Origin of the sequence: Microbulbifer sediminum (genome assembly GCF_021729035.1) — a bacterium.
Classification (GTDB): Bacteria; Pseudomonadota; Gammaproteobacteria; order Pseudomonadales; family Cellvibrionaceae; genus Microbulbifer; species Microbulbifer sediminum.
The window spans coordinates 256,496-280,071 of sequence record NZ_JAJSAP010000002.1 but is presented as its reverse complement, the minus strand read 5'-3'; the positions used below and the strand labels follow the sequence as shown (position 1 = coordinate 280,071).

At 59.8% G+C, this 23,576-nt stretch carries 16 protein-coding genes; 3 read left to right on the top strand and 13 right to left on the bottom strand.

What is annotated here, in order from left to right; translation table 11 throughout:
- Nucleotides 1–21: 21 nt before the first annotated feature.
- The 11 genes from hypE to LVD11_RS03900 are packed head-to-tail and all read right to left on the bottom strand — an operon-like array spanning nt 22 to nt 9,977.
- The gene (gene hypE, locus LVD11_RS03950) at nt 22–1,059 is read right to left on the bottom strand and encodes a hydrogenase expression/formation protein HypE (protein WP_237056432.1); all 1,038 of its coding nucleotides are present in this window, start codon (nt 1,057–1,059) and stop codon (nt 22–24) included.
- Entirely contained in the window at nt 1,049–2,152 is a 1,104-nt protein-coding gene (gene hypD / locus LVD11_RS03945) for a hydrogenase formation protein HypD (RefSeq protein ID WP_237056424.1), read from the bottom strand. The genes hypE and hypD overlap by 11 nt, the downstream gene beginning before the upstream one ends.
- A complete protein-coding gene (locus LVD11_RS03940) occupies nt 2,149–2,388 on the bottom strand; it encodes a HypC/HybG/HupF family hydrogenase formation chaperone (RefSeq protein ID WP_237056422.1) in 240 nt (79 codons plus the stop codon). The genes hypD and LVD11_RS03940 overlap by 4 nt, the downstream gene beginning before the upstream one ends.
- Nucleotides 2,379–4,706 (bottom strand): carbamoyltransferase HypF, encoded by a 2,328-nt coding sequence (gene hypF, locus LVD11_RS03935; RefSeq protein WP_237056420.1) that lies wholly within the window; start codon nt 4,704–4,706, stop codon nt 2,379–2,381. Before hypF ends, LVD11_RS03940 begins: the two co-directional genes overlap by 10 nt.
- On the bottom strand, nt 4,696–4,968 hold the full coding sequence (locus tag LVD11_RS03930) for a hydrogenase/urease maturation nickel metallochaperone HypA (RefSeq protein ID WP_237056418.1): 273 nt from the start codon (nt 4,966–4,968) through the stop codon (nt 4,696–4,698). Before LVD11_RS03930 ends, hypF begins: the two co-directional genes overlap by 11 nt.
- Nucleotides 4,950–5,450, bottom strand: a complete 501-nt coding sequence (locus LVD11_RS03925) for a hydrogenase maturation protease (protein WP_237056415.1) — start codon at nt 5,448–5,450, stop codon at nt 4,950–4,952. The genes LVD11_RS03930 and LVD11_RS03925 overlap by 19 nt, the downstream gene beginning before the upstream one ends.
- The gene (locus LVD11_RS03920) at nt 5,447–6,775 is read right to left on the bottom strand and encodes a Ni/Fe hydrogenase subunit alpha (RefSeq protein ID WP_237056413.1); all 1,329 of its coding nucleotides are present in this window, start codon (nt 6,773–6,775) and stop codon (nt 5,447–5,449) included. Before LVD11_RS03920 ends, LVD11_RS03925 begins: the two co-directional genes overlap by 4 nt.
- The gene (locus LVD11_RS03915) at nt 6,762–7,529 is read right to left on the bottom strand and encodes an NADH-quinone oxidoreductase subunit B family protein (protein WP_237056411.1); all 768 of its coding nucleotides are present in this window, start codon (nt 7,527–7,529) and stop codon (nt 6,762–6,764) included. The genes LVD11_RS03920 and LVD11_RS03915 overlap by 14 nt, the downstream gene beginning before the upstream one ends.
- Nucleotides 7,530–7,558: 29 nt before the next feature.
- Nucleotides 7,559–8,353, bottom strand: coding sequence for an FAD/NAD(P)-binding protein (locus LVD11_RS03910; protein ID WP_237056401.1), 795 nt, complete (start codon nt 8,351–8,353; stop codon nt 7,559–7,561).
- A gap of 8 nt (nt 8,354–8,361) precedes the next feature.
- Nucleotides 8,362–8,844 carry a cyclic nucleotide-binding domain-containing protein gene (locus tag LVD11_RS03905; protein ID WP_237056399.1) on the bottom strand — a complete coding sequence of 161 codons (483 nt, stop codon included), beginning with the start codon at nt 8,842–8,844 and terminating at the stop codon, nt 8,362–8,364.
- Entirely contained in the window at nt 8,841–9,977 is a 1,137-nt protein-coding gene (locus LVD11_RS03900; protein ID WP_237056397.1) for a 4Fe-4S dicluster domain-containing protein, read from the bottom strand. The genes LVD11_RS03905 and LVD11_RS03900 overlap by 4 nt, the downstream gene beginning before the upstream one ends.
- Before the next feature lie 136 nt (nt 9,978–10,113).
- On the opposite strand from LVD11_RS03900, the gene LVD11_RS03895 reads away from it, so the two are divergent.
- Nucleotides 10,114–10,665 carry a GNAT family N-acetyltransferase gene (locus LVD11_RS03895; RefSeq protein WP_237056395.1) on the top strand — a complete coding sequence of 184 codons (552 nt, stop codon included), beginning with the start codon at nt 10,114–10,116 and terminating at the stop codon, nt 10,663–10,665.
- A gap of 132 nt (nt 10,666–10,797) precedes the next feature.
- Here LVD11_RS03895 and LVD11_RS03890 read toward each other — a convergent pair whose 3' ends face one another.
- On the bottom strand, nt 10,798–19,314 hold the full coding sequence (locus LVD11_RS03890; RefSeq protein WP_237056394.1) for a GH36-type glycosyl hydrolase domain-containing protein: 8,517 nt from the start codon (nt 19,312–19,314) through the stop codon (nt 10,798–10,800).
- A gap of 114 nt (nt 19,315–19,428) precedes the next feature.
- Nucleotides 19,429–20,397, bottom strand: a complete 969-nt coding sequence (locus LVD11_RS03885; RefSeq protein WP_237056392.1) for a universal stress protein — start codon at nt 20,395–20,397, stop codon at nt 19,429–19,431.
- 212 nt (nt 20,398–20,609) lie between these two features.
- On the opposite strand from LVD11_RS03885, the gene ppsA reads away from it, so the two are divergent.
- Entirely contained in the window at nt 20,610–23,045 is a 2,436-nt protein-coding gene (gene ppsA, locus LVD11_RS03880; RefSeq protein WP_237056390.1) for a phosphoenolpyruvate synthase, read from the top strand.
- Between the two features lie 88 nt (nt 23,046–23,133).
- Entirely contained in the window at nt 23,134–23,544 is a 411-nt protein-coding gene (locus LVD11_RS03875) for a low affinity iron permease family protein (RefSeq protein WP_237056388.1), read from the top strand.
- Nucleotides 23,545–23,576: the final 32 nt, after the last annotated feature.

The following is a 23,576-nucleotide window of genomic DNA, read 5'->3' as shown; positions in this document are numbered from 1 at the left end:
TAATCCCGACCATAATCGGGATCAGCAGATCCGCGGCAGTTGTTCCCCGGGCAACCGATATAGCAGGCGCTCGCAACCCAGTGAGTTCCGCAGGATTACCTGGTGGCAGTCACCCTCACCGACCTTGCCAATGATGCGGCTTCCCGATCCAACGGGATCGCGGGACAGGATCGATAGTGCACGATCCACCTCTTCCGGGCGGATAAAGGCGATAAAGCGCCCCTCATTGGCGACGTAGAGGGGATCCAACCCCAGCATCTCACAGGCACCCTGCACGGCGTCCCCCACGGGGATATCGGCTTCGTGTACAAGGATTTCCTTCCGGGCGGTCTCCGCCAGCTCTACAAGTGCCGTAGCCAGTCCGCCACGTGTGAGGTCGCGCAGGCAATGCGGGGTTATCCCTGCATCCAGTAGGCTCCGGACCGCACCGTGCAAAGGCGCACAGTCACTCTGCAGCGGGCTATCGAAACACAGCCCTTCCCGTTTGGCCATTACCGCCACACCATGCCGCCCGATATCCCCGGACAGGATGATTCGATCTCCCGGCCGGATTTGTCGGGGTTCTATCGCATCCGGACAGGCCATGGTGCCAATACCGGCAGTGTTGATATAGAGCCCGTCGCCCTTGCCTCTCTCTACCACCTTGGTATCGCCGGTAACAAATTGCACCCCGGTTTCCGACGCCGCCCGGGCCATGGACTCGATTACCCTGTCGAGGGTAGCGAATGGCAGCCCCTCTTCCAGGATCAGGCTGCAACTCAGGTACTCGGGCCTGGCCCCACACATGGCGAGATCGTTTACCGTTCCGTAGACTGCCAGCTTGCCAATATCCCCTCCAGGGAAAAACAGCGGGGTGATTACGAAGGAATCGGTGGTGAACACCACTTGCCCTTTTGGCATTGGGATCCTGGCCCCGTCGTGTTCCTGTTTGGTCCAGGCATTGTCAAAATGGGGGAAGACACACTCGCGCAGCAGCTGCTGGCTCATCACGCCCCCACTGCCGTGCCCGAGACGCACCACTGTCCCGGTATTTGTGGTGAGCGGGCACTCAACGTTCATCAGTCGTGACCTGTCGGTTGTAACGGTAATAAGCAGCGCAGGCTCCCTCTGAGGAGACCATGGGTGCGCCCAATGGTTGTTCGGGACGGCAGCGACGGCCAAAATGGGGACAGTCGCAAGGTTTTTTAAGGCCCCGCATTATCTGGCCACTGATACACCCACTGTCATCCATTCGCGGAGTGTGCGGGGGGGCAAACCTTTTTTCAGCATCGAAGTCTGCAAACCCGGGGTTCAAGCGTAGTCCGCTGTGACCGATATGTCCGACCCCACGCCAGTGCTGGTCGGCGATCTCGAATACCTGCTTGACCATCTCCTGTGCCGGGGCATTGCCCCTGCGATCAACCGCACGTGCATACTGGTTCTCCACCCTGCAGCTGCCCTGTTCCAGCTGGGACAGGCACATGAGCACACCCTCGAGGATATCCAGGGGCTCGAAGCCGGTAACCACGATCGGGACGCGATGTCGCCGTGCCAGAGGTGGGTATTGCTCATACCCCATGACCGCGCACACGTGGCCAGCCGCAAGAAAGCCCTGCACACGATTGTCCGTTGTGGAACAGATAGCCTCTATGGCCGGCGGGACCAGGAAATGGGAAACGAGGAGCGAAAAGTTTCGGAGCCCCTTCTTCCTTGCCAGGTAGGCGGCCATTGCGTTGGCGGGCGCGGTGGTCTCAAAACCAATAGCGAAGAACACCACCTCCCTGTCCGGATTGTCTTCAGCCAGGGCCACTGCGTCGAGGGGGGAATAGACGATACGGATATCCCCTCCCACCGCCTTTACGGCCAGCAGGTCGCGCTCACTGCCGGGAACCCGCAGCATGTCGCCGAAGGAACAGAAAATGACCCCGCGCCGGGCGGCGATGCTGATGGCCCTGTCGATGATTCCCAGCGGCGTCACACAAACCGGGCAGCCCGGGCCGTGTACCAGCTCCACTTGCTCAGGCAGGAACGTCTCCAGTCCATACTTGACGATAGCGTGGGTCTGTCCACCGCAAACCTCCATGATGGTCCAGGGCCTGGTGGTGATCCGTGAGATTTCTGTCTGGATCTTTTCAATGCTTTCCCGTTGCCGGTATTCATGCAGGTATCTCATGGCGCTTTCAGCTCCCCGATTTCCTCCAGGTAACGGAAAACCCGGCGGGCTTCATCCTCCCGCACCCGGCTGATGGCAAAGCCCACATGCACGATTACATAGTCGCCGACAGCTGCCTCGGGGACATAAGCCAGGTTGACTTCCCTGCTGATACCGCCAAAGCTGACCCTGCCACAGCGCTCCAGTGGGCTGTTGTTGATAATCTCCTCGATCCGGCCGGGAATACCTAAACACATAGGGCGCCACCCTCCCCGATCTTTACGCCGCTCTGGGCCATGCACTGGGCGTAGTAGAGCTGGCCCAGAGCAATGCCGCCGTCGTTCGGTGGCACAGCGCTGTGGCAATGGACCCGAAAGCCGTCCTGCTCCAGTCTCCTGACCACGGTTTCTGTGAGCCGACGGTTCTGGAAGACGCCGCCTGACAGGAAGACATTCTCTGTTCCGGCTTTATGGGCCAGGGCCTGGGCCATCCGGGCCAGAGTGGTGTGGAACATCGCCGCCCTGTCGGCCACAGGGACGTTCGCGGCGGTATCCTGCAATAGTGCAGAAATTGTCGGCTCCCAGTCGATCAGCCAACGGTCGTGGAGTCTACACAAGCTGTGGGGATAGCTTGAGGTAGTGACCGAGTCCTGTGCGGCATGTTCCACCGCCATGGCTGCCTGCCCCTCGAAAGAGCTCCGTGTGGAGAGACCCAGCAGCGCGGCCGCAACGTCGAACAGGCGGCCGATACTGCTACACCAGGGACTGTTGATGTTCCTTTCCAGCATCCTGGCCAGGTTGTGCCTCTCGCGGGCCTTGAACTGCTGCCGCAGGGGCGATTGTGAAAAAGCCTCTCGACCCAGCATCTCGAACAGGAGTCCCGCCGCTGCGCGGTGTGGCTCTCGAATGGCCCGATCGCCGCCGGGTAAGCGGAACTTGCGGAGACTGCCGAAATGAGCAACCTGGTGGCCGCCGTCCCAGAGCAGGAACTCCCCGCCACGCAGGGTGCCGTCCGTGCCATAACCGGTGCCGTCCCAGCAGATACCCAATGCCGGGCCCCGATAGGCATGCTCCGCCATGCAGGAAAAAAAGTGGGCCACATGATGCTGTACGCCAGACTTTTGCCGGCCACTTTGTTCCGCCCAGCGCGTAGACGTGTATCCCGGGTGCAGGTCGCAGAGTAGTGTCATGGGTTCCAGCTCATACAATCCCAGGAGGTCAGCGATCGCACGTTCAAAAGCCTGAAGTCCGACCCGGTCTTGCAAGTCGCCAATATGCTGGCTCAAGTGGACAGTGGTGCCGCGCGCGACTGCCACACAGTTTTTCAGGTCTGCCCCCAGGGCGACCCGGCATTCCGTGCTCGCGCTGGAAGACGGTAGCTTTAGGGGAAGTGGTGCGTAGCCCCGGGCACGTCGAATCATCACGGGCTGGCCATTGATAATTCGCACCACGGAATCGTCCACGGGCCGAAGTATTCGGCGGTTGTGCCACAGGAACAGGTCCGCGATCTTTCCCAGACGGACCAGCGCGTCGCTGTTTTCAGTACAGATAGGCTCACCCGCCAGGTTGCCGCTGGTGGCAACCACCGGGCGCTCCAGCGCCTGCATCAGGAGATGGTGCAGCGGTGAGGCTGGGAGCATGACACCGCGAAGCGGGTTCCCGGGCGCGACCTCCGGAACAATATGGGCGGTATCCTGCTCCAGCGCGGCGAGCAGGAGAATAGGCCTCTCCGGACCACTGAGCAACTCCGCCTCCCGCCCGCTGAGCCTGCAGTCCCTCTGAACGGTAACCAGGTTCGGGTACAGCAACGCAAAAGGCTTGTGTGGCCGCTGTTTGCGGTCGCGTAGCTGGCAAACTGTTTCGGTGTTGGACGCATCCGCCAACAGCTGGAAACCGCCGACTCCCTTGATGGCGACAATCTGGCCGGCCTGGATCGCGGCGACAGCCTGTTGCAGCGCCGTGGCTCCTCCGGCGTTGACATTTCCATGCCGGTCACACAGTTGCAGTTGCGGTCCACAACGGGCGCAGGCATTGGGCTCCGCGTGAAAGCGACGGTCTTGTGGATCGACGTACTCGCGTCGGCAGTCGTCACACAAGGGAAAAGCCTGCATGGCCGTATTGGGCCGGTCATACGGCAGCCGCGCAATAATACTGAAGCGCGGGCCGCAGTGCGTGCAGTTGATGAACGGGTAACCGAATCTCCGGCTGGTGGGGTCTGACAGTTCCCCCAGGCAGTCGGCACAGGGGGCCAGGTCGGGCAAGATAATCGCCGAAGGCGATGGGCAGCGATCGCTGTCGCGGATGGTAAATCCGGTCTCTGCCAGGAGTGGGATGGCCTCGATTGCCAGGTCATCGATACGGGCATGAGGCGGCCTTTCCTGTTGCAGCCTCTGCAGAAACTCCCGTACTCGTCGCGCCCTGCCCTGGATTTCCATTTGCACGCCCCGGGTATCATTGGCGATCCATCCGCTGATGTCGCAGCGGTACGCCAGTTGATAGGCAAACGGGCGAAAGCCGACGCCCTGTACCAGGCCGCCAACCTCGACACGCAGGCGCTCGGTTCGCTCAGGGTTCATCGCTATCCTCGAACTCAAGGCTTTCCAGGACAATTTCCTGGGCCTGGGCGTGATGGATATCGGTCAATTCCTCGATGTACAGACGGAGGCCTTCCAGGGGCGTGCCGGCGGTTTCATGCTCGAAATGCTCGCGCAGGTGATCTGCCGAGATATGCGCCAGTGCTCCCAGGCGCAGCCTGGCAGCAACCAGCCTGCCGGTTTCATGCCTGGCGAGCACCTGTATCTTGCCCACCAGGTTCCTTATCAGCGATTGTTCGTGCACGGTGGGCCTCCTGCCTGTTGTGCAAGGTATTGCAGAATTTCCTGTTCGACTTTTTTCGCAGCGGCCAGCACTGCCGGGGAAAGGGGGGCGCCAGTGGCGAAGTTGGAGCCACAGATAGCGTAGATCTCCAGCTTATCTGGCAGTGAATCCAGCAGGTGGGCGAGCTCCAGTGCCTCGGCCAGCGTAAAGCCGTGACTGGATGTGGTGCAGACCCCGGCCGGCAAAGTCTCAGTGAGGCCGTCCAGGTGGATGATCTCCCCCAAATCGCGCCCTTGCGCCACGACAGCGTCGACGAGGCAAACACCACGACCTTTCCAGTCTTCCAGCAAACGGGTCATGTCGCCACCGTTTTCCAGGCAATCCACTGCATCGCCGAGCCGGACGCGCAGCCGGTGCAGCAGGTATGGGCCCACACTGTCGTCACCGCGGAAGCGGTTGCCAAGGCTGATGATTGCCCAGCTCCCCGGGATGGCTCCGCTCATATCCCTGCTCCGCCCCGGCCTTCATCGTGTTCCAGGTGCAGCTGCAGGAAGTGGGTCGAACAGGAGATACAGGGATCGTAATTACGGATTGCCTGCTCACATCGGGCCTGTAGCCTGTTCTCCGGCAAGTCCAGGAACTTCGGCAGCAGGTGGCGTAAGTCATCCTCGATGGACTTCTGGTTCTGGGAGGTGGGCGCCACTATCCTGGCATCGGTGATCTTGCCCCTGTCGTTGATGTCATAGCGGTGGTAGAGCAGCCCCCGGGGCGCCTCGGTGGCGGCACAACCGCTGGATTCTCGGGGATCGGTTGCCAGGTATGGCTGCTCTGGCCTGCGATAGGAATCGATTATCCGCAGAGCCTCGTCAAAGGCGTAAAGCACCTCCAGGCTTCGTACCACAATGCTCTGGAATGGATTGGCGCAAAATGGCGGGAACCCGATTACTTCGGCCGTCTGTTGAACCAGTGGCGACAAGTGTTCGTAATTGAGGTTATACCTCGCCATTGGGCCAACGAGGTAGGCACCCCGCTCCACCAGTACGCTGTGTAGTGCATTTGAGTAATCGATATGTTCCTCACGGAAATGCGTCTCGTACTCTTCTACAGGGATGTTCAGGCCGCGGGTGGATACGATACGGCCCTCGTTCATCGGGTACTCACGGGGATGGGAAAGGGCGACAAATTCATAGGGATCCGTTGCGGGACGCTCGAACCGCGGAAATGTGAGTGAAGCTGCCCAGTGGGCAGTTTGCACCGCCATATCCCTTGCTTTCAGGAGTTGTTCCCGCAAGGGGCCCAGTTCTTCGACAGTTGGAACCCGGTAGAATCCTCCTACCCGCACATTGATCGGGTGCACTTCCCGTCCACCAATCAGGCTCACGATGGCGTTGCCGGCTTTCTTGATTTCCAGGCCATCCTGCACAATGGCCGGATGATCCTTCGCCATGGCGACAGCATTGTCATAGCCGAGGAAGTCCGGCGCGTGCAGCATGAAAATATGCAGGGCATGACTCTCGATCCACTCACCGCAATAGATCAGCCGTCGCAGGTCCCGGAGTTCCGCCGTGGGGGTCAGGCCCAGCGCATGCTCCATCGCATGCAGGGCGCTCATCTGGTAGGCCACCGGGCAGATACCGCAGATTCGGGCGGTGATGTCCGGTGCCTCCAGGTAGTCCCGACCGCGCATAAAGCCCTCGAAGAAACGCGGTGGCTCGAAGATCTTCAGTTTGACATCGCGAACTCCGCCATCATCGTAGCGGATGTAAAGGGCTCCCTCCCCCTCCACCCGCGCCAGGTAGTCCACCTTGATGGTCTTACTTTTCGCCATCGGGCCTCTCCTGGCGGCGACTCTCGCGTGCAAAGACCGGTGCGGCCGCATTGTAGTTGCGCAGGTTCTCGACAATGGTGGCCTGGTCTGCGCCCAACTCCTTTTTCCACCAGTGACATAGGGAGGCTGTGTTGGTATTTTCCTTGGGGCCGTAGCAACCGTAGCAGCCGCGGCTATAGCCCGGGCACAGGGCGCCGCAGCCGGCGTGTGTCACCGGTCCCATACAGGGGATGCCATCGGCAACCCAGACGCAGACATTGCCGCGGATTTTGCATTCGACACATACCGAGTGTGCCGGCACCTGTGGAGGGCGCCGGTGCAGGAATGCACTGATGACCTCCAGCAGCTGGTGCTTGTTGATCGGGCAGCCCTGCAGCTCGAAGTCTACTGCTACATGGGCACTGACAGGCGTTGAGGTTTTCAGGGTGGCGATATATTCCGGGTGGGCGTAGACGACGGAGGTAAACTCCTCCACATCGGAAAAATTGCGCAGGGCCTGGATGCCACCGGCGGTTGCGCAGGCCCCGATAGTCACTAGCACCCGGGACTGTGCGCGAACCTGCTGAATCCGGCGTTTGTCCCGGGCAGTGGTGATGGATCCCTCCACCAGCGAAAGGTCGTATGGTCCCTCCACCTGATGGCTGCTGGCCTCCATAAAATACGCAATCTCCATCTCTCCCGCCAGTGCCAGCAGCTCATCTTCACAGTCCAGCAGGCTGAGTTGGCAACCGTCACAGGAGGCGAACTTCCACACTGCGAGCTTTCGCTTCCCGGAGGTTTTTTTTACAGCCCGCGAATCTGGAACCATGGCTGGATATCCTTGTAGCAGAACACCGGGCCGTCCTTGCAGATAAAACGGGGACCCCATTGGCAATGGCCACAGAGGCCGGTGGCACACTTCATATTGCGCTCCATGGAAAGGAATATAGCGGACGCCGGCACGCCGCTCTCGAGTAGCACGCGGATGCTGAAGCGCATCATGAGCTCCGGCCCACAGACAAATGCAATTGTTTCCGGTCCGTTGATCCGCGATGCCTGCAGTGGCCCGGTTATCACGCCAATATGGCCCGGCCAGTCACTGTCTGCATGATCCACCGATTGCACCAACGACACAGCCCGCCCCCACTGGTTGAGTTCGTGCCGGAAGAGCCTTTCCTCCGGCCTTCGGGCCCCATAGTAAAGCTGAGTACGTCGGGCACGGCCTCTGCCGTCCAGGAGGCTGTAAACAACCGGTCTCAGTGGTGCGAGGCCCACGCCCCCGGCGATGATCAGCAGGTCACTGTCCCTGGCCAGGTCCAGCGGCCAGCCCTGGCCGAAGGGACCACGCACACCGAGTTGCTCGCCTTCCTTCAGCCTCTCCAGGGCCGCAGTTACCAGTCCCTGGGTGCGGATGGTGTGTACCAGCAACCCATCCCGACGGCCTGCCCCGCTAATTGATATAGGTACCTCGCCGGCACCAAAGGCATAGAGCATATTGAACTGCCCCGGATCACACGTCACAGGGCGTCCCCGGTCGGCTGACATCTCCAGGGTAAAAGTACCGGGATACTCCTCCCGGCGATGTTCAATTCGATACACCCGTGGTATCACCAGGTGTCCCCTTGCGGCGGTGGACTCTGTCCATAGACATCCAGTAACTGAATCCTTGCCGCCTGTAGCCGTTCTGTGGCAATTCGGGCGAAACGCTTCATGAGCTGGAATCCCAGGCGCGGCTCCCCTTCACATTTTTCCCGCAGGCATTTTCCTCCCAGGCGTATCGCGTGAACTTCGTCCAGGGCGCGGGCATCAAAGGTCCAAACGTAGGGTGGAAACAGCCAGGACCAGCCGAAAATATCCCCATCGTGCAGCGTCTGCAGGCACAGCGGGCCACGGTCAGGCAAGTAAGTTTCCACTGCGACCTTGCCACTGCGGATCACAAAGAAATGATCGGCCGGCTCATTCTCCCGCGCCAGGTAATCACCAGTAGCATAGATGGCGTTCTCTCCGCAGCCACCGATAAATTCCAGGTCGGCCTGGGCCAGGTCCCGGAAAAAGGGATGCTCACGTAACAGTTCGGCAATGGTTTTCATGGACCTTCCCGGTTAATTTTTTCAAGCTCTCGAATTTTTCGGACTTCCTCGGTGAGGTCGATTCCCACCGGGCACCATGTGATACATCGCCCACAACCGACACAGCCGGAAGAACCGAATTGGTCGTGCCAGGTGGCCAGTTTATGGGTCATCCACTGGCGGTAACGAGTTCGTGTATCCGGCCGTACGGCGCCCCCGGTAATATAGGTGAAATCAGCAGTGAAGCACGAATCCCAGCGCTCCCAGCGCTCTGCGTAGGTTCCACTCAAGTCGGTGGTGTCCTCCACAGTGGAACAGAAGCAGGTGGGGCAAGCCATGGTGCAATTGGCACAGGAAAGGCAGCGCTCTGCAACCCGGTCCCAGGACGGGCTCTCGTAATTGCGGTAAAGCAGTTCCTTGAGGTCGGTACTGTCAAAATTGCGCGGCCCCTTTTCCATCTGCCGCACTGCGTTCTGTACGGCTCGTTCTGCCTTCGCCTCATGCTCCTGAGTTGAAGGTACAACCGGTAGCTGCTGTAGTACGCGTGCTCCCCGGTATGATTCACTGCCAACCAGGAAATAGTGCGTTTCACCTTCGATGACTTCTGTCATCTCCAGGTCACAGGGGAGTGTTACCCTGGGGCCGGTATCCATTGAAGTGCAAAAGCAACTGGCTGCGGCGGAGGTACAGTTCACTGAAACCATAAAGATGTTGCTACGCCGCCGCGTATAACTGTCATTCTGATATTCACCATCAACGAATACCCGGTCCTGGATGGCAATGGCGTGCATTTCGCAGCTTCGCACACCCAGGAAGGCAAGTTGTGGCGCTTCATCGACAATCTCTGCAACCTGGATACCGGAGTTGTTGCTTCGTGCTTTCCAGACCTGTCGGTGCGGCAGTTGCAGGAACTTCTTCCATGAATGTGGCCCAACCGCATAACCAAAATACGCGCCGTCGTTGCGACGCTTTACCCGGTAGGTGCCCTTCTCCTGTTCATCGGTCCAACCCTGCGGGAGATCTGCCGCGGTGGAAATTGCGTCATAGACGATGGCGTTGTCGCGCAGGACCGGCCCCATGACCTCGAAACCCTCTGCACGAACCACCTGAATCAGGATGTCCAGGTCTCGTGCCTGTAAAACGTAATCCTGCATGATATGAGTACCCCGTGCGGCGTGTTTACTGGTGCGCGAAATACATCTGTCAGGTTGGCCGACCGCAACGACAGAGAACTATTATTTAGGCTGATTGTAGAAACCAGCAGGCCAGCGTGAGAGGAGACAGGCGACAATGTCCGAAGAGCAGCATCGAGAGGCGATATCGAGAGCGGTGACCGAGAAACTCCGCAACGGCCGGGTAGTGAAAATACGCCCGCTGGACCGGGCCGATATAGACCTGGAGCGTGAATTCATTACCAACCTGTCGCCGGAATCACGCCACTTTCGTTTCCTGGGTGGCGTTGGCAAGCCCAGCCAGCAAATGCTTGAACGATTGACAGATATTGATCACGACCAGCGGGAGGCATTTGTCGCCACCATCAAGCGAGACGATGGGCAAGACAGAGAAATTGGCGTTTCCCGCTATGTCCTGGAAGCTGGCGGTAAGGCCGCTGAATGTGCAGTGGTAGTAGCAGACGAATGGCAAATGCAGGGACTCGGCACCCTGTTACTGGACCGGCTGATAGAGTCAGCGCGTGCCAGGGGAATTGAGCACCTGTACTCGATTGACTCGGCAGCTAACAATAGGCTGCGTCGGGTGGCCCAAGCGATGGGCTGGGATTGTCGCACGGATCCGGAGAACCATACGCAGGTGATTTATACGCTCGACCTGACCAGGTCATAGCTTGCCCATATCCGGCCCACAAACCGGTTTAGCCGGTCAAGTGAAATGACGTAAAGTGCGGCGAACCATGGATAAGTGGTTCTATGCGCCGGGTGACGGTAACCTCGACGAACTGCTTGTACAGTGATCGGCTCAGGTTGTAACAAAGGTCAATTGTGCGCTGTGGCGCGCGCCGTCATCCGTCAGGGGGAGGTGACTGCCCTCCACTTGCTCTCCATCCAGTATCAATTCGGCCACTTCCCGCGGGCAGCCACCACAATTGACCACGTCGAGGTCATAACGGCTGCTGCCGAAACTCAGAGAAAGGCTGTATCGATCCCAGCTCCTGGGTAGGCAGGGCTTAATCTCCAGCGTGTTGCCATTGACGATTCTTGCTCCCAGCAGTGCTTCCAGCGCGCCCCGGTACAGCCATCCAGACGCACCGGAGTACCAGGTCCAGCCTCCGCGCCCCACGTGGGGGGGCACGCCATAGACATCGCCAGCCAGCACATAGGGTTCGGTTCGGTACCGCTGTACTCCTGCAGCACTGTCGGTGTGGGTGATTGGGTTGAGGAGATTAAAGAAGTGCCAGGCACGCTCCCCCTGCCCCAGTCCCGCGGCGGCCCAGACCGCCCAGGTAGCGGCGTGGGTGTACTGGCCGCCATTCTCGCGAATGCCTGGCGGGTAACCCTTGATGTAACCGGGGTCTTTTTTAGTACGGTTGAAGGCAGGCTTAAGCAGTAGTATCTGCCGCGCCTCTTCATTCACCAGATGCTCGCAGGCGGAATCCATCGCCTTGCGAGCGCGTCCCGTCGGCGCTTCCTGGGATAACACCGACCAGGTCTGCGCAATCAGGTCAATCTTGCATTCCTCACTCTCAGTGGAACCGACTGGCGTGCCGTCATCAAAATAGGCGCGGCGATACCATTCACCGTCCCAGCCATTCTCTTCCACCTGTTCACGGAAATTCTCTCCCAGCTCGCGGTAATGTTGCGCCAGCGCTGTGTCGCCGATGTGCTCGCACAGGGGGGCCATATCCCGGCATACCCTTAACAGGAACCAGCCCATCCAGACACTCTCACCACGACCGGTGGTGCTGATCCGGTTAAAGCCATCATTCCAGTCCCCGTTGCCAATCACCGGCAGGCCGTGGGGCCCCACCGCCCCGGCGTGTTCAATGGCACGGCAGCAGTGCTCATAAAGGGAGCCCGACTCGTCACTGGTATCGAACTCGGCATAGCGTTCATGTTCATCCCTGGCCAGCGGCGCACCCTGCAGGTACGGAATTTCCTCTTTCAGGATTGCGAAATCGCCAGTGGTGCGTATGTACTGTGCGGTCACAAACGGCAGCCACAACAGGTCATCGGAACAGCGAGTGCGTACACCACGCAATGGATCTTCATGCCACCAGTGCAGGACATCGCCATCCTGGAACTGTCGTGACGCGGCCCGGAGTATGTGTTCCCGGGTCCACTCGGGATGTGTCCACAACAACGCCTGAACATCCTGTAACTGGTCACGGAACCCAAACGCCCCGCTCGATTGGTAAAAGCCGCTGCGCCCCCACAGGCGGCAGGCTAGCGTCTGGTACGGCAGCCAGCGGTTCACAAGCAGTTCGGTCGCCCTGTCCGGCAGGGAGACCTTCACACTGCCCAGGAAGTCATCCCAGAACCTTGCTGTCTCGACACAGGCCTTCTCGGCCCGTTCGGGATCCCCGAATTCCCCGGCCAATTCCAATGCGTGGGCCCGGTCGTTCCCCTCTCCCATGATGAAATAGACCTGCTGTGTCTCACCAGCGGCGAGGTCGATATGCACCTGGTAGGCGCCGCAGGGATCGCCGCCGCACTCCACTCTCCCGGAAAGGCCGATGCGGAAAAGGGCCGCGGGTGCATCGCGATCGCCGGATTCGCCAAGGAACTCACGCCGGTCGGTCGTGACACCGTGGGGCGGCAAGCTGGCTGTGAGGAAAGCGACGCCCGGTGTGGCGTCAGGCACAAACGCGTTGCGGGCCAGTAGTGTATTGCGTTCTGGCTCAAATTCACTCACCAGGTATGGCCAGCTGGCAGCGCGTACCAGCCCCTGGACCCACTCCACGTAATAGGTGGCGGTGAGGCGCCGGGGCCTTCCCCAACAGTTTTTCAGCGTCAGGCGACCGATTTTTACCGGCGCTTCAGGATCGACATAAATACGCCACGCCTGTTCCAGTCCGTGGCTGTTTTGGCGGAATTCGCTGTACCCCGCTCCATGGCGTATCTGGCAGGTCGCGTCAGCTGACCGCGGGGCCGGGGTTGGGGTCCATACGGCAGCGGTTTCCTCATCCCGCAGATAAAGCGCCTCGCCACTGGGATCACGCACCGGGTCGTTATTCCAGGCGCTTAGCCGGTGCTCGCCGCTGTTACCGCTCCAGGTGCAGCAGGAGCCACCCTCGGAGATCAGGCAACCGAAAACCGGGTTGGCCACCACGTTGACCCAGGGGGCCGGGGGGCGTTGTCCGGCTTCGAGATGCATGATGTACTCACGGCCATCGGCGGAGAAACCACCGAGACCGTTATCGAACAGCAGGTCGTCGGGCCGCTCCAGAACCGGTGTCGGTTGCCCGTTGGTGTCACCGGGATGTACCGGCACAAACGGGGGCAGAGGTTGTGTCAGGGCCTGCAGGCGCATGGCTCCCTGTTCCAGCTGATGAACCACCGAACCCGCCTCGGAATCCAACAAGACCCGGGCAGCCGACATGAGCCGTGTTCGCTCGACACCGGGTAACTCCTGACCCGGCACCATGATCACAGAGCCAGCCAGCTTGCGCTGGGTGCGTCCCCGGATTTCATCGATCATTTCCTGCAGCCGGTCCCGGGTCTGCTGGGCGTAGCCGGCAGACTCCTCGTCGATGATCACCAGGTCGACGGGGAGCCCGCGGCCGCACCAGTATGTATGTGCCTGCAGGATCGGTTCGGCAAAGCCGGTATCCTGCTCGCTGCGGATCTGCACCAGTAATATTGGCTGGTCACCCGAAATGCCACGACTCCAAAGGTTCGGCTGGATATGATGGCTACGCGCCAGTACACGGGAGGGGGCACGCATGCTGCCGGCTGGAGCCAGTACTGCCGATAGCAGGTCTGTCATCCAGTGGAGATTACTGGCGGGTATATGCAGGTTGCGCAGCTCCTGCTCCGACTGCATGCGGGCCAGGTCGAAGATCCAGTGGGCTTTGGGGCGCGAGCGATAGCTCTGTAGCATCGCCAGCAACTCTCGCCGGGATTTGCTCACACCAGTCAAATAGAGAATCTCGATCTCCGAATGCCCTGCAACCACCACTTCCTGTGCCGAAGCAATCACGGGATCGAGCACCGGTCCAGTGGTCCCGCTGAAGCCAGACAGCCCCTTCCGCAGGGCCTGCGGCTGTGCCGGGGAGCCGCCGCGGCCCAGGAATCGTGCGCGGTCGGTCTCCCAGCCTAGCCGGTGCTGGACGCCCTGCTGCACGAGTACGGCGTGCGCCAGGTAAATGGGTTTTTGATCGCTCGCGCGAGGACGCCGCCGATAGAGCATCAGCTGGGTTTCCGCGAGGTACTGGCTCTCCACAAACAGCTTGGCAAATGCCGGGTGGCGCTGGTCTTCCCGTTCCGGAGCAAGCGCTACTTCTGCGAAATCTGCCACCAGCAGCCGGCGCTCGCGGTGGCTTTCATTCTTGATCAGGAGTCGCCGTACCTGGATATCGTGCTGTGAGCTGAGGGCGGTACTCAGGCGGCAGAAAAGATCCGTCTCCCGGCGCTGCAGCTCCACGCGCTGGGGGGAGAAGTTGACTGCGCAATTGCGTGTATCACCGCCACAGGGCGCCAATCCCACGGAGAAAAGCTTTCCGCTATCAAGATCCTTTACATAGCTCCAATGGCCCCACTGGTGATGGGTGGGGTCCGGTTGCCAACGGGTAACGGCAATGTCATGCCAGTAGCTGCCACCGGCGCCATCAGCGGCGTGGACCAGGGTCAAGTGGCCATTGGATAACAGGTTGTAATGCGGAAAGGGGCGAGTCAGGTCGGGCCACCAGCTTTCCAGTGCCACTTCGGGCCGGAAACTCCGCATAACACCCGGTCGTTTCCATGGCATGAGCGCCGGAGGGGCAGCCGGGAGTCGCTCGTGTAACAGAGGCGTCAGTCCCGCGATACGTACGTCGCCGTGAAATCGGCGCAGCATGACATCGCCATGGAGGTAATTGTTCAGTGCCAGCAGGATCATACCCTGGTGATGGCTCATATATGAGCGCACGGTGCGCGCGCGTCGGGGCGCGGGTTTGGCGGTGCGGCCAAAATCAATCGCCTCGTAAAGCCCAAACTGGCCATAGCCACCGTGAGTGCGCAACTGTCGCAGGTTTTCCACGACCGCATCGGCACAGAAAGGCAACGCCATCACCGACGCATAGGGCGAGACCACGATGCGTTCACCGAGGTCGCGACGGAACCCGAGCCCCGGGACACCGAAGGCCCGGTACTGGTAGTGCAGGTGACTGTCGAGCTCGTAGTAACCGGATTCAGCAATGCCCCATGGCAGGCCGAAACGACCGGTGAATTCGCGATGGGTATCCACGGCATTGCGACAGGCCCGCCCCATCAGGCTGTTGTCGGGTGTTTCCATCAACAGTCGCGGCATCAGGTATTCGAACAGGGTCGCACTCCAGGACATCAACACCACGCGCCGGTGCAAGCGCCGGAAAGGGCGTTCCAGGTGCCGCCAGTGCCGGGCTGGCACATCCCCCTTCGCGATTGCGATAAAACCGGTCAGGCGCGATTCCGAAGCGAGCAGGTCATAGTAGTTTGGGTCCATCGCGGCATCGGTAACGTTGTACCCGATATGGAACAGGTGGCGGCCGGGGTCATAGAGAAAGGAGAAGTCCATCTCATCCACCCATTTCCCGGCCAGTGCGGCCAGCCGTTGTAGCTCGTCGTTGTGACTTATGGCACTGTCGCTGGCCGTCGCGAGGGCGCTGCGCAGCTCTTCGTTCCAGCCAAGCGCCTGATTCCGCTGGTCCTCGGTGAGGCTGTCCAGCAGTCGGTCAAGCTCTGTAAGTTTCTCCCCCGCCAGGGCGCATGCGCCCGGTAGCTCCGCCAGTGAGACTGGTGCCTGCAATAACGCTGCCAATTCCCTGAAACAATTGCCCGCGGGACCGCCCTCCCCCGCATAGCATGCTGGCGGTGCCTGGATCAGTCTCTGCCATGGCTGGAGGCTTTCCTGGAACCGTCGCGCCGCATGTGCCTGCCGGTGCAATTCATCGATCCACTGGCGGAGTCGGGACAGGGCCTCGGAACTGAAGCCGGACTCTTCCTGCTCAATCAGTTTCAGCAGGCGCTCGCGAAGGACCGGGAGTTCACGCTCGTCAAGATCATCGATCACCTGCCACCAATGGCCCTGTTCTGCGCGTTGTTCGAGACGCTCACGCAGCTTGTCCATCTCATCGAGCATCCCGGTAATCTCTGCGGGAACGTTTTCCGCCTCCGCCGGAAGCAGTGTCTCCTCGACTACCCCCAGTGTGTCCAGGATCCCGCTCACCAGCTGCCGGCCACTGAGGGCCGCCATGCGAAGTTCTTGCAGTGCCGTGGATAGCGTCAGGAGGCTCCCCGCCAGGTTGCCGCTATCGACAGTGGAGACGTAACGGGGGTTCAGCGGGTGCAGTTCCCGGGTCTCATACCAATTCAGGTAGTGGCCACGGTAACGCTCCAGGCCACGCATGCGTTCAAAGGTGTTGTCGAGCCGGGCGATCAGCTGATTGAGGTCCAGGTACCCGAAATCGTAGGCACTGAGTATTGAAAGCAGGCCCAGCCCGATATTGGTCGGGGATGTACGCCGTGCCAGTACCGCCAGTGGCTCCTCTTGGTAATTGTCGGGTGGCAGCCAGTGGTCATCCGGACCCATAAAGTGTTCAAAGAAGAACCAGGTACGACGGCCCAGCAGGCGCAGCTGGCGTTTTTCTGCCTCGCTGAGTGACGGTGGCCCGGCCCGCCGGGGACGGTCTATTCGATTGATAAGCTGCGGCATGAACAGCCAGGACAGCAGCAATGGCGCTGCAGGCAGCAGGCTGCCAGGCTCCGCCGCAACTAGACCTGTGGTTACTCCTGCCGCCAGCACCGGTGTGAACCAGAGCCGTTGCCATATGCCGCCGATGCTCTGGGGGGTGGCAACCGAACGGTTTACATGGGCGGCGGATGTCCACTCGAGCAGGTGTCGACGGGAGAACAGTAGCCGGTAGAGGCTACGGGTGGTGGCGTCCAGGGCATTGATGGCCTGGCTAGGCAACAACACCAGGGATAAAAGCCAGTGCAGGCAGCGCTGGTGCAGGCGTGCCGGCCCAGCCTGTAAATGGCGGTGCACCCGGCGCGGATCGGCAACACTGAGCCAGAAAATCGACAGTATCTCCAGCCACACCGGTGCCGCTGAAAGCAATAGCAGGCCCAGCGTCCACGCCCCTGCGCTCCCGGGCAACTGACCACTCCATGCAAGCAGGAAAAGGGCCAGCATGCTCGGTGCCTCGAGGCTGCGGCGCAGGTTGTCCAGGATTTTCCAGCGCTGGATCGTCGGTAACGGGTTGGCTACTGTGCGACCATCGGCGACCGCTACACGCTTACCGAGCCACGGTAGTAATTGCCAGTCCCCGCGGATCCAGCGATGGCTGCGTCTCAGGAGGGCAAGGATGTTTGGCGGGTATTGTTCATAGAAAACCGTGTCTGAGAGGAGTGCGGCACCACCGATGGCCCCCTCAAGCAGGTCGTGGCTGAGAATGGCATTCTCCGGCAGGCGACCAACCAGTGTGCCGGAAAAAACCATCGGATCGTAGATACCCTTGCCGGCAAAGATCGCCTCGCCAAACAGGTCCTGGTAGGCATCGGAGACGGCATGGGTATAAAGGTCGACACTCCGGTCGCCGGAAAAAACCTCGGTGAACACGGTTTCCGCAGGGCTGCCGGGATCGGTTTCCAGTCGCGGTTGCAGAAAGCCGTAACCAGACGTAATCCGTTGCCCATCCCTATCAGTTTCAGCCCGATTCAGCGGATGCGCCATGGCACCGATCAGGCGCCTGGCGGTACCCGGGGGTACCTGGCTGTCGGCATCGAGGGTAATTACATAGCGGATGTTTTCCAGCCGGGTGTAATCGCCGGCGCAGTGACGGAAACTGGTTTCCGTGTCTCCCTGTAACAGGCGGTTGAACTCGACCAGCTTGCCGCGCTTGCGCTCCCATCCCATCCAGCAGTTTTCCGCTGGGTTCCAGCGTCGGTTACGGTGTAACAGCAGGAAAGGTGCCCTACCCTCACTGTCTGTATAGCGCTGGTTAAGCGCCTGTATGGACTTTTGGCCTGTCATTAGCAGGGCGTCATCACCATTGGTGTATTCCGATTCTGCATCAGGAAAGTCAGTGAGAAGGGCAAACAGCAGGTTGTCATCATCATTGTTGAGGAAGTTGATCTCCAGGCTTTCCAGGATGCCGTGCAAATCGTCCTCATCGGCGACCAGTACCGGCATGACAACCACTGTGCGGTACTCGTCCGGGATACCCTCCTCGAAGTCCATCTTGGGTAGTTTACGTGCCGGCAGGCTGTGGGTGATCAGTCCGTTGACCATGGCCATGGCCAGGCCCAGCAGTGGCACTGCAGCGATGATGATGACAGGCAGCGCAAGGCGAAGAGTGGTTCCACCTGCCAGCAGGAAAACAGCCAGGGCCACTGCCAGTGGCACAAAAAACACGGCCATCGCCGCGAAGTAGGCTCGGAGTGCCTGTCGCAGGGTCCACCCATACAGCTGCTCTTTATACCCCGGACGGTACGAGAGTTCCGTTTCCAGCTCCCGCCGTCCGTCTCCCTGCAGGTAGTAGCCTACATGCCGCGCCCGGCTGTCCGGAGGCTGCTGTTCGCTTAACGCCACGGCATGCAGGGCGACCTGTTCTTCGTCGTATCCACTGCCCCGGGCCAGTTGCTCCACATTCGCGCGATAGCGGTCGCGGGTTTCGAAGTCCATGCCGCGATAGGCTCCTGCGGGGTCTGCTACCAGCACCCGATCTACTGCGCTCAGGGTCTCGACGAAGTCACGCCAGCGATATGCGCGGAGTTCACGCAGGCTGATGATGACACTGGCAATGCCCACTGCGTTGTCGTCATCGTTACCAGACTCGCCCTCGCCTATCTCAACCGTGCTTATGGCGAACCGGGACAGTCTCTGCAGCAGGACCAGTCGCAAGAGCGCAGGAAGTGCCCATAGCTCTCCCGTCGCAAGTGTGGTTTTCTCCTGGTAATGGGCTACCAGTTGCTGGATGGACTCCATATCCAGGGGCTGGGAGAGTGGGCCCACAAGGCCCTGCGCGAGACAGTGTGCACGGAGGTCGGTACCACCAGCAGCATCGACAACCTTTGGTAGCTGCTTGAGAAAGCCGGCTGGGAGGGATTCGCGGACCAATTCCAGGGTTTCCTGGATCACATGGCGATTGTCCAGAAGCCACTCCTCGCTGCGGCTCCCTTTCTCCCCGGACTCTACTCGTGCCGACAGATGGCGGTAAACGCTTTCAAATTCCCGTTCCAGTTGTGCGAGTCTAGGCTTGAGGCGATACGAAACCCGGATATCGATGGTGGTATGGTGACGCTGTGCCAGTGTCTCGATGTGCTCCTGGCGCTGCTGCTCGTTCCGCCCTTTTTCCATTATTTTCGCGGCGTCCGGCGAGACAGGGGTATGCCCTGCGTCGCGGATAATACCGCGCCCATGGCCGGCTCGGAGCATTTTCCAGCGTCTGAATCTCATCGAAGTATGGTTGTCTCAGGGAAGAAGGGGGTGACGTATCGGGCAGAACTCTGCGCCAGACCGCAGGGCCTGTATCTGGGCACTCGGCAGATCCTGGAACACCAGCACCGGCCGCGCACTATGACACGTTACGGTGTGACAGAGCGTACCGGTGACCTGCTGGGCGCCGGTCTGCCAATCATGCGCGCTCATGGCAATCAGGTCGGCACCCTCCTGTTCCGCAGTAGCATAAATACGCTCCGCAACGTTCTGGTCCACCAGTAGCAATGGGCGTACGGTAATACCGTTCTTAAGCTGTCGGGCAACCTCTTCCAGGTAGGCCTGGGCAGCGCGGCGGTTGCACTCAACAAACTTTTCCCGGGTGGCATGCTCCTCGCGGGTGATTGGCATGCGCCGCGGCATTTCCGGTATGGCAATGACCTGCAGCAGGATCAGCTCGGCCTCCTGGTCACGCATCATCGACGCCATCTGGCAGGCTACCCACTCAGAACGGGGTGTTCCATCCATAGACACCAGGACGCGGCGGTATTGCATGGACTGCAGGTCTGCTGGTGCCTGGCCTGGCCTGACAACCATAAATGAGCAGCCGGCACCGCTGAAGACCTTGTGCGCTGTGCTGCCAAAGTCAAAGCGGCTGGGCCCGCCCCGGCCGAAGGCTGTAAATACAATCAGGTCAATGTTGGTGTCATCGCAATATTCGACGATCTGCTCCGCCGGCCGTCCCTCCATGATGGATACGGTGACCGGAATGTCCTGCGCGGAGATCTTGTCGGCAAGGCGGTTCAGGTAACTACGTAGTTCTGCACGATGTAGTCGCCAGTCCACCGGATCAACGTTATGGGACCCGGACTGGCCCTGGGATTTTTGTACATGCAGAAGGTGAATTTCAGCGCCGCAACTGCGGGCCACCGACAGAGCGTGCGCTATGGCTTCCTCTGCGACCGGGGAGCCATCGAGTGGAAGCAGGATATGTTCAAAAGACATGCCTTTCCCCTGTCTGTATATGAGACAAGCGTAAATTTCCGGAAACAGTAAAGGTGCGGCGCTATGTTATAGGAACAACGGCAGAAGAATGTCCCGACCTTTACTGGACTATATCGGCCGCGACTCAAGCTTAGCGTGGCTATGGTCAGTACAGACCGGAAGAAATTCAGCTCGGGTTGAAAAAGAGGTCAATTTACGCGAAGGCGACCACCATGAATAAGAGCCCCTATATCCGCTGGTTTGAAGATATCAGTATCGACGACATTCCTGATGTCGGCGGCAAGGCTGCATCCCTGGGAGAAATGTATCGATCACTGGCGCCGAAAGGGATACCAGTGCCCAACGGTTTTGCTATTACTGCTGCCGCTTATCGCGCGGTGCTCGACAGTGCTGGTGCCTGGGATCCTTTACGTAAATTGCTTGAAAGTAGTGGTAACGGCGGGCTGGCGCAGCGGCAGTTGGCCCGCGAAGCCCGCGACATAGTCTTTGAATCAGGGCTGCCCGGGGAATTGGAGCGGGCAATTGTCAGCGCATATGTTGAGCTGTGCGAACAATATGGCCCGGAGCTTCGCATCGCGGTGCGCAGCTCCGCGACTGCCGAGGATCTACCCGACGCGAGTTTCGCAGGCCAGCATGACAGCTTCCTTAACATTGGTGATAAGGGCGGTCTGCTGGAAGCCTGTCGCCGATGCTTCGCATCCCTGTTTACCGAGCGGGCCATCAGCTATCGGGAGCGTAACGGCTTTGACCACTTCAAGGTGTCCCTGGCCATTGTGGTAATGAAAATGGTACGGGCCGATCACGCCTCCAGTGGCGTTATGTTTACGCTCGACACCGACAGTGGCTTTCGTGATGTAGTGTTTATCAACTCCGCTTTCGGCCTGGGGGAAAATATTGTCCAGGGGACCGTCGACCCTGACGAATTCTATGTTCATAAACCCACTTTCGAACAGGGGTACCGCTGCGTGTTACGGCGGCAGTTGGGCGCCAAGCAACAGACCCTGGTCTGTGACCAGGACCTGAACAGCCAGGAGCTTCATAATATTGAGACGCCAGAGCCGCAACGAGGGCTCTTCAGTATCAGCGATGAGGAGGTACTGACCCTGGCCGAGTACGCCATCCGCACGGAACAGCATTACAGCGAGCGTCGGGGCACACCCTGCCCGATGGATATCGAATGGGCCAAGGACGGGGATGATGGACAGCTGTACCTGCTGCAGGCACGGCCCGAGACAGTGGCGTCACGCAAGCCCCGTAACCAGCTGAAACGCTACCGGCTCAGCCAGAAGCCGGCTGAAACTGCCCTGGTGGCGCGAGGACGCGCAATAGGGACCGGCATTGCCACTGGTAAGTTGCGCCGGATCGACGATGTCGGACAATTGGCGGACTTCGGGGATGGGGAAGTGCTTTTTGCCGAGAGCACCAGCCCGGACTGGGGTCCGGCCATGCGTCGCGCGGCTGCACTCGTCACTGAGCGCGGCGGCCGTACCTGCCACGCCGCCATCGTGGCGCGGGAATTTGGTATCCCGGCGGTGGTCGGCATCGGTGAGGACGGGCGCGCACTGGCGGACGGTGAAACCGCCACCCTCTCCTGTGCTGAGGGCGACGTGGGCCTCGTGTACGCTGGCAGTATCCCATTCGAGGTTATCACCACTGAACTGGACAATTTGCCGCGACCGAAGACCAGAATGATGATCAACCTGGGCAGCCCGGACCAGGCCTTCCGGCTCAGTGCCCTGCCCTGCGATGGTGTGGGCCTGGCGCGGATGGAGTTTATCGTCAATGAGTACATCAAGGTCCACCCGATGGCGTTGGCACACCCGGAGAGGGTGACGGATGTTGAGGAAAAGCGTCGAATCGAGGCGCTGGTTGACGGCTATGAAAACGGCGGTGCGTTCTTTATCGAGAAATTGTCCGAGGGAATCGGCACTATCGGCGCTGCATTTTATCCGCGCCCGGTGATTGTGCGTACCTCTGACTTTAAGACCAATGAATACGCGCGATTGATCGGCGGTTCACCGTTCGAGTCCCATGAGGAAAACCCGATGTTGGGTTTCCGCGGCGCTTCCCGCTATGCCCACGAAGCCTACGCCGACGGTTTTGCTCTGGAATGTGCGGCCCTTAAGCGGGCCCGGGAGACTATGGGGCTCGACAATATCAAGGTAATGATTCCCTTCTGCCGGCGCATCCCCGAGGGGGAACAGGTACTGCAGGCAATGGCGAAGCATGGGCTGACGCGCGGCGAGAATGGCCTCGAAGTCTACGTGATGTGCGAGATCCCCAATAACGTTGTGCAGATCGATGCATTCAGCAAGTTATTCGATGGCATCTCGATCGGCTCCAACGATCTCACACAGCTGGTGCTCGGTGTCGACCGGGACTCGGATATCGTCGCCTTTGATTTCGATGAACGGGATCCCGGTGTACTTGAGATGTTGCGCCTGGCGATCGAGGGCGCGCAGCGCAATGGTATTCCCGCTGGTATCTGTGGTGAGGCCCCGTCGAACTACCCGGAAGTTGCGGAATACCTGGTGCACCTGGGAATTGATTCGATCAGCCTGAGTCCCGATGCCCTACTTCGTACTATTACAAGGGTTGCGGCTATAGAGCACAACGCTGGCAGGAGGGGCGAAGGCCGTGATGACTAGCCCGCTGGCCTCGGAGATGCACTTTGAGATCGGGAGCGACTCTTCCGCTTTTATCCGAGCCAGGCGTTTTTTACAGTGAGGTAAGACCATGACTGCAATTACCTGGTACTCGCGAGTGGCGAAATCCGCTGCGCGCTTTTGCGGGCGGCCCAGGGTTTTCGTATTTGCCCTGGGGATTATCGTGGTCTGGGGCATCAGCGGCCCATTTTTTGGCTTCAGTAATACCTGGCAGCTCATTATCAATACGGTTACCACCACGGTCACTTTCCTGATGGTGTTCCTGATCCAGAACACACAAAACCGCGATACAGAAGCCATTCAAATCAAGCTGGATGAGCTTATCCGTGCCACCCATGGGGCGCATAACGCTCTATTAGACCTCGAGGAGCTTGATGAGAACATTCTACAGGATTTCTTGCGTCGCTATGAGCGACTTGCTTCCGTTGCCAGGGAAGAGCTTGCGCGTGGAGAGCAGGACACCGGCACACCGGAACCTTGACCGGGTTGCGGGCATCATGAGAGCCACTCCCA

What these genes read in the sequence shown, in the direction of transcription:
- hypE (WP_237056432.1), bottom strand. Translation starts at nt 1,059, where the DNA reads ATGAACGTTGAGTGCCCGCTCACCACAAATACCGGGACAGTGGTGCGT.
- hypD (WP_237056424.1), bottom strand. Translation starts at nt 2,152, where the DNA reads ATGAGATACCTGCATGAATACCGGCAACGGGAAAGCATTGAAAAGATC.
- LVD11_RS03940 (WP_237056422.1), bottom strand. Translation starts at nt 2,388, where the DNA reads ATGTGTTTAGGTATTCCCGGCCGGATCGAGGAGATTATCAACAACAGC.
- hypF (WP_237056420.1), bottom strand. Translation starts at nt 4,706, where the DNA reads ATGAACCCTGAGCGAACCGAGCGCCTGCGTGTCGAGGTTGGCGGCCTG.
- LVD11_RS03925 (WP_237056415.1), bottom strand. Translation starts at nt 5,450, where the DNA reads ATGAGCGGAGCCATCCCGGGGAGCTGGGCAATCATCAGCCTTGGCAAC.
- LVD11_RS03920 (WP_237056413.1), bottom strand. Translation starts at nt 6,775, where the DNA reads ATGGCGAAAAGTAAGACCATCAAGGTGGACTACCTGGCGCGGGTGGAG.
- LVD11_RS03905 (WP_237056399.1), bottom strand. Translation starts at nt 8,844, where the DNA reads ATGAAAACCATTGCCGAACTGTTACGTGAGCATCCCTTTTTCCGGGAC.
- LVD11_RS03900 (WP_237056397.1), bottom strand. Translation starts at nt 9,977, where the DNA reads ATGCAGGATTACGTTTTACAGGCACGAGACCTGGACATCCTGATTCAG.
- LVD11_RS03895 (WP_237056395.1), top strand. Translation starts at nt 10,114, where the DNA reads ATGTCCGAAGAGCAGCATCGAGAGGCGATATCGAGAGCGGTGACCGAG.
- LVD11_RS03890 (WP_237056394.1), bottom strand. Translation starts at nt 19,314, where the DNA reads ATGGAAAAAGGGCGGAACGAGCAGCAGCGCCAGGAGCACATCGAGACA.
- LVD11_RS03885 (WP_237056392.1), bottom strand. Translation starts at nt 20,397, where the DNA reads ATGTCTTTTGAACATATCCTGCTTCCACTCGATGGCTCCCCGGTCGCA.
- ppsA (WP_237056390.1), top strand. Translation starts at nt 20,610, where the DNA reads ATGAATAAGAGCCCCTATATCCGCTGGTTTGAAGATATCAGTATCGAC.
- LVD11_RS03875 (WP_237056388.1), top strand. Translation starts at nt 23,134, where the DNA reads ATGACTGCAATTACCTGGTACTCGCGAGTGGCGAAATCCGCTGCGCGC.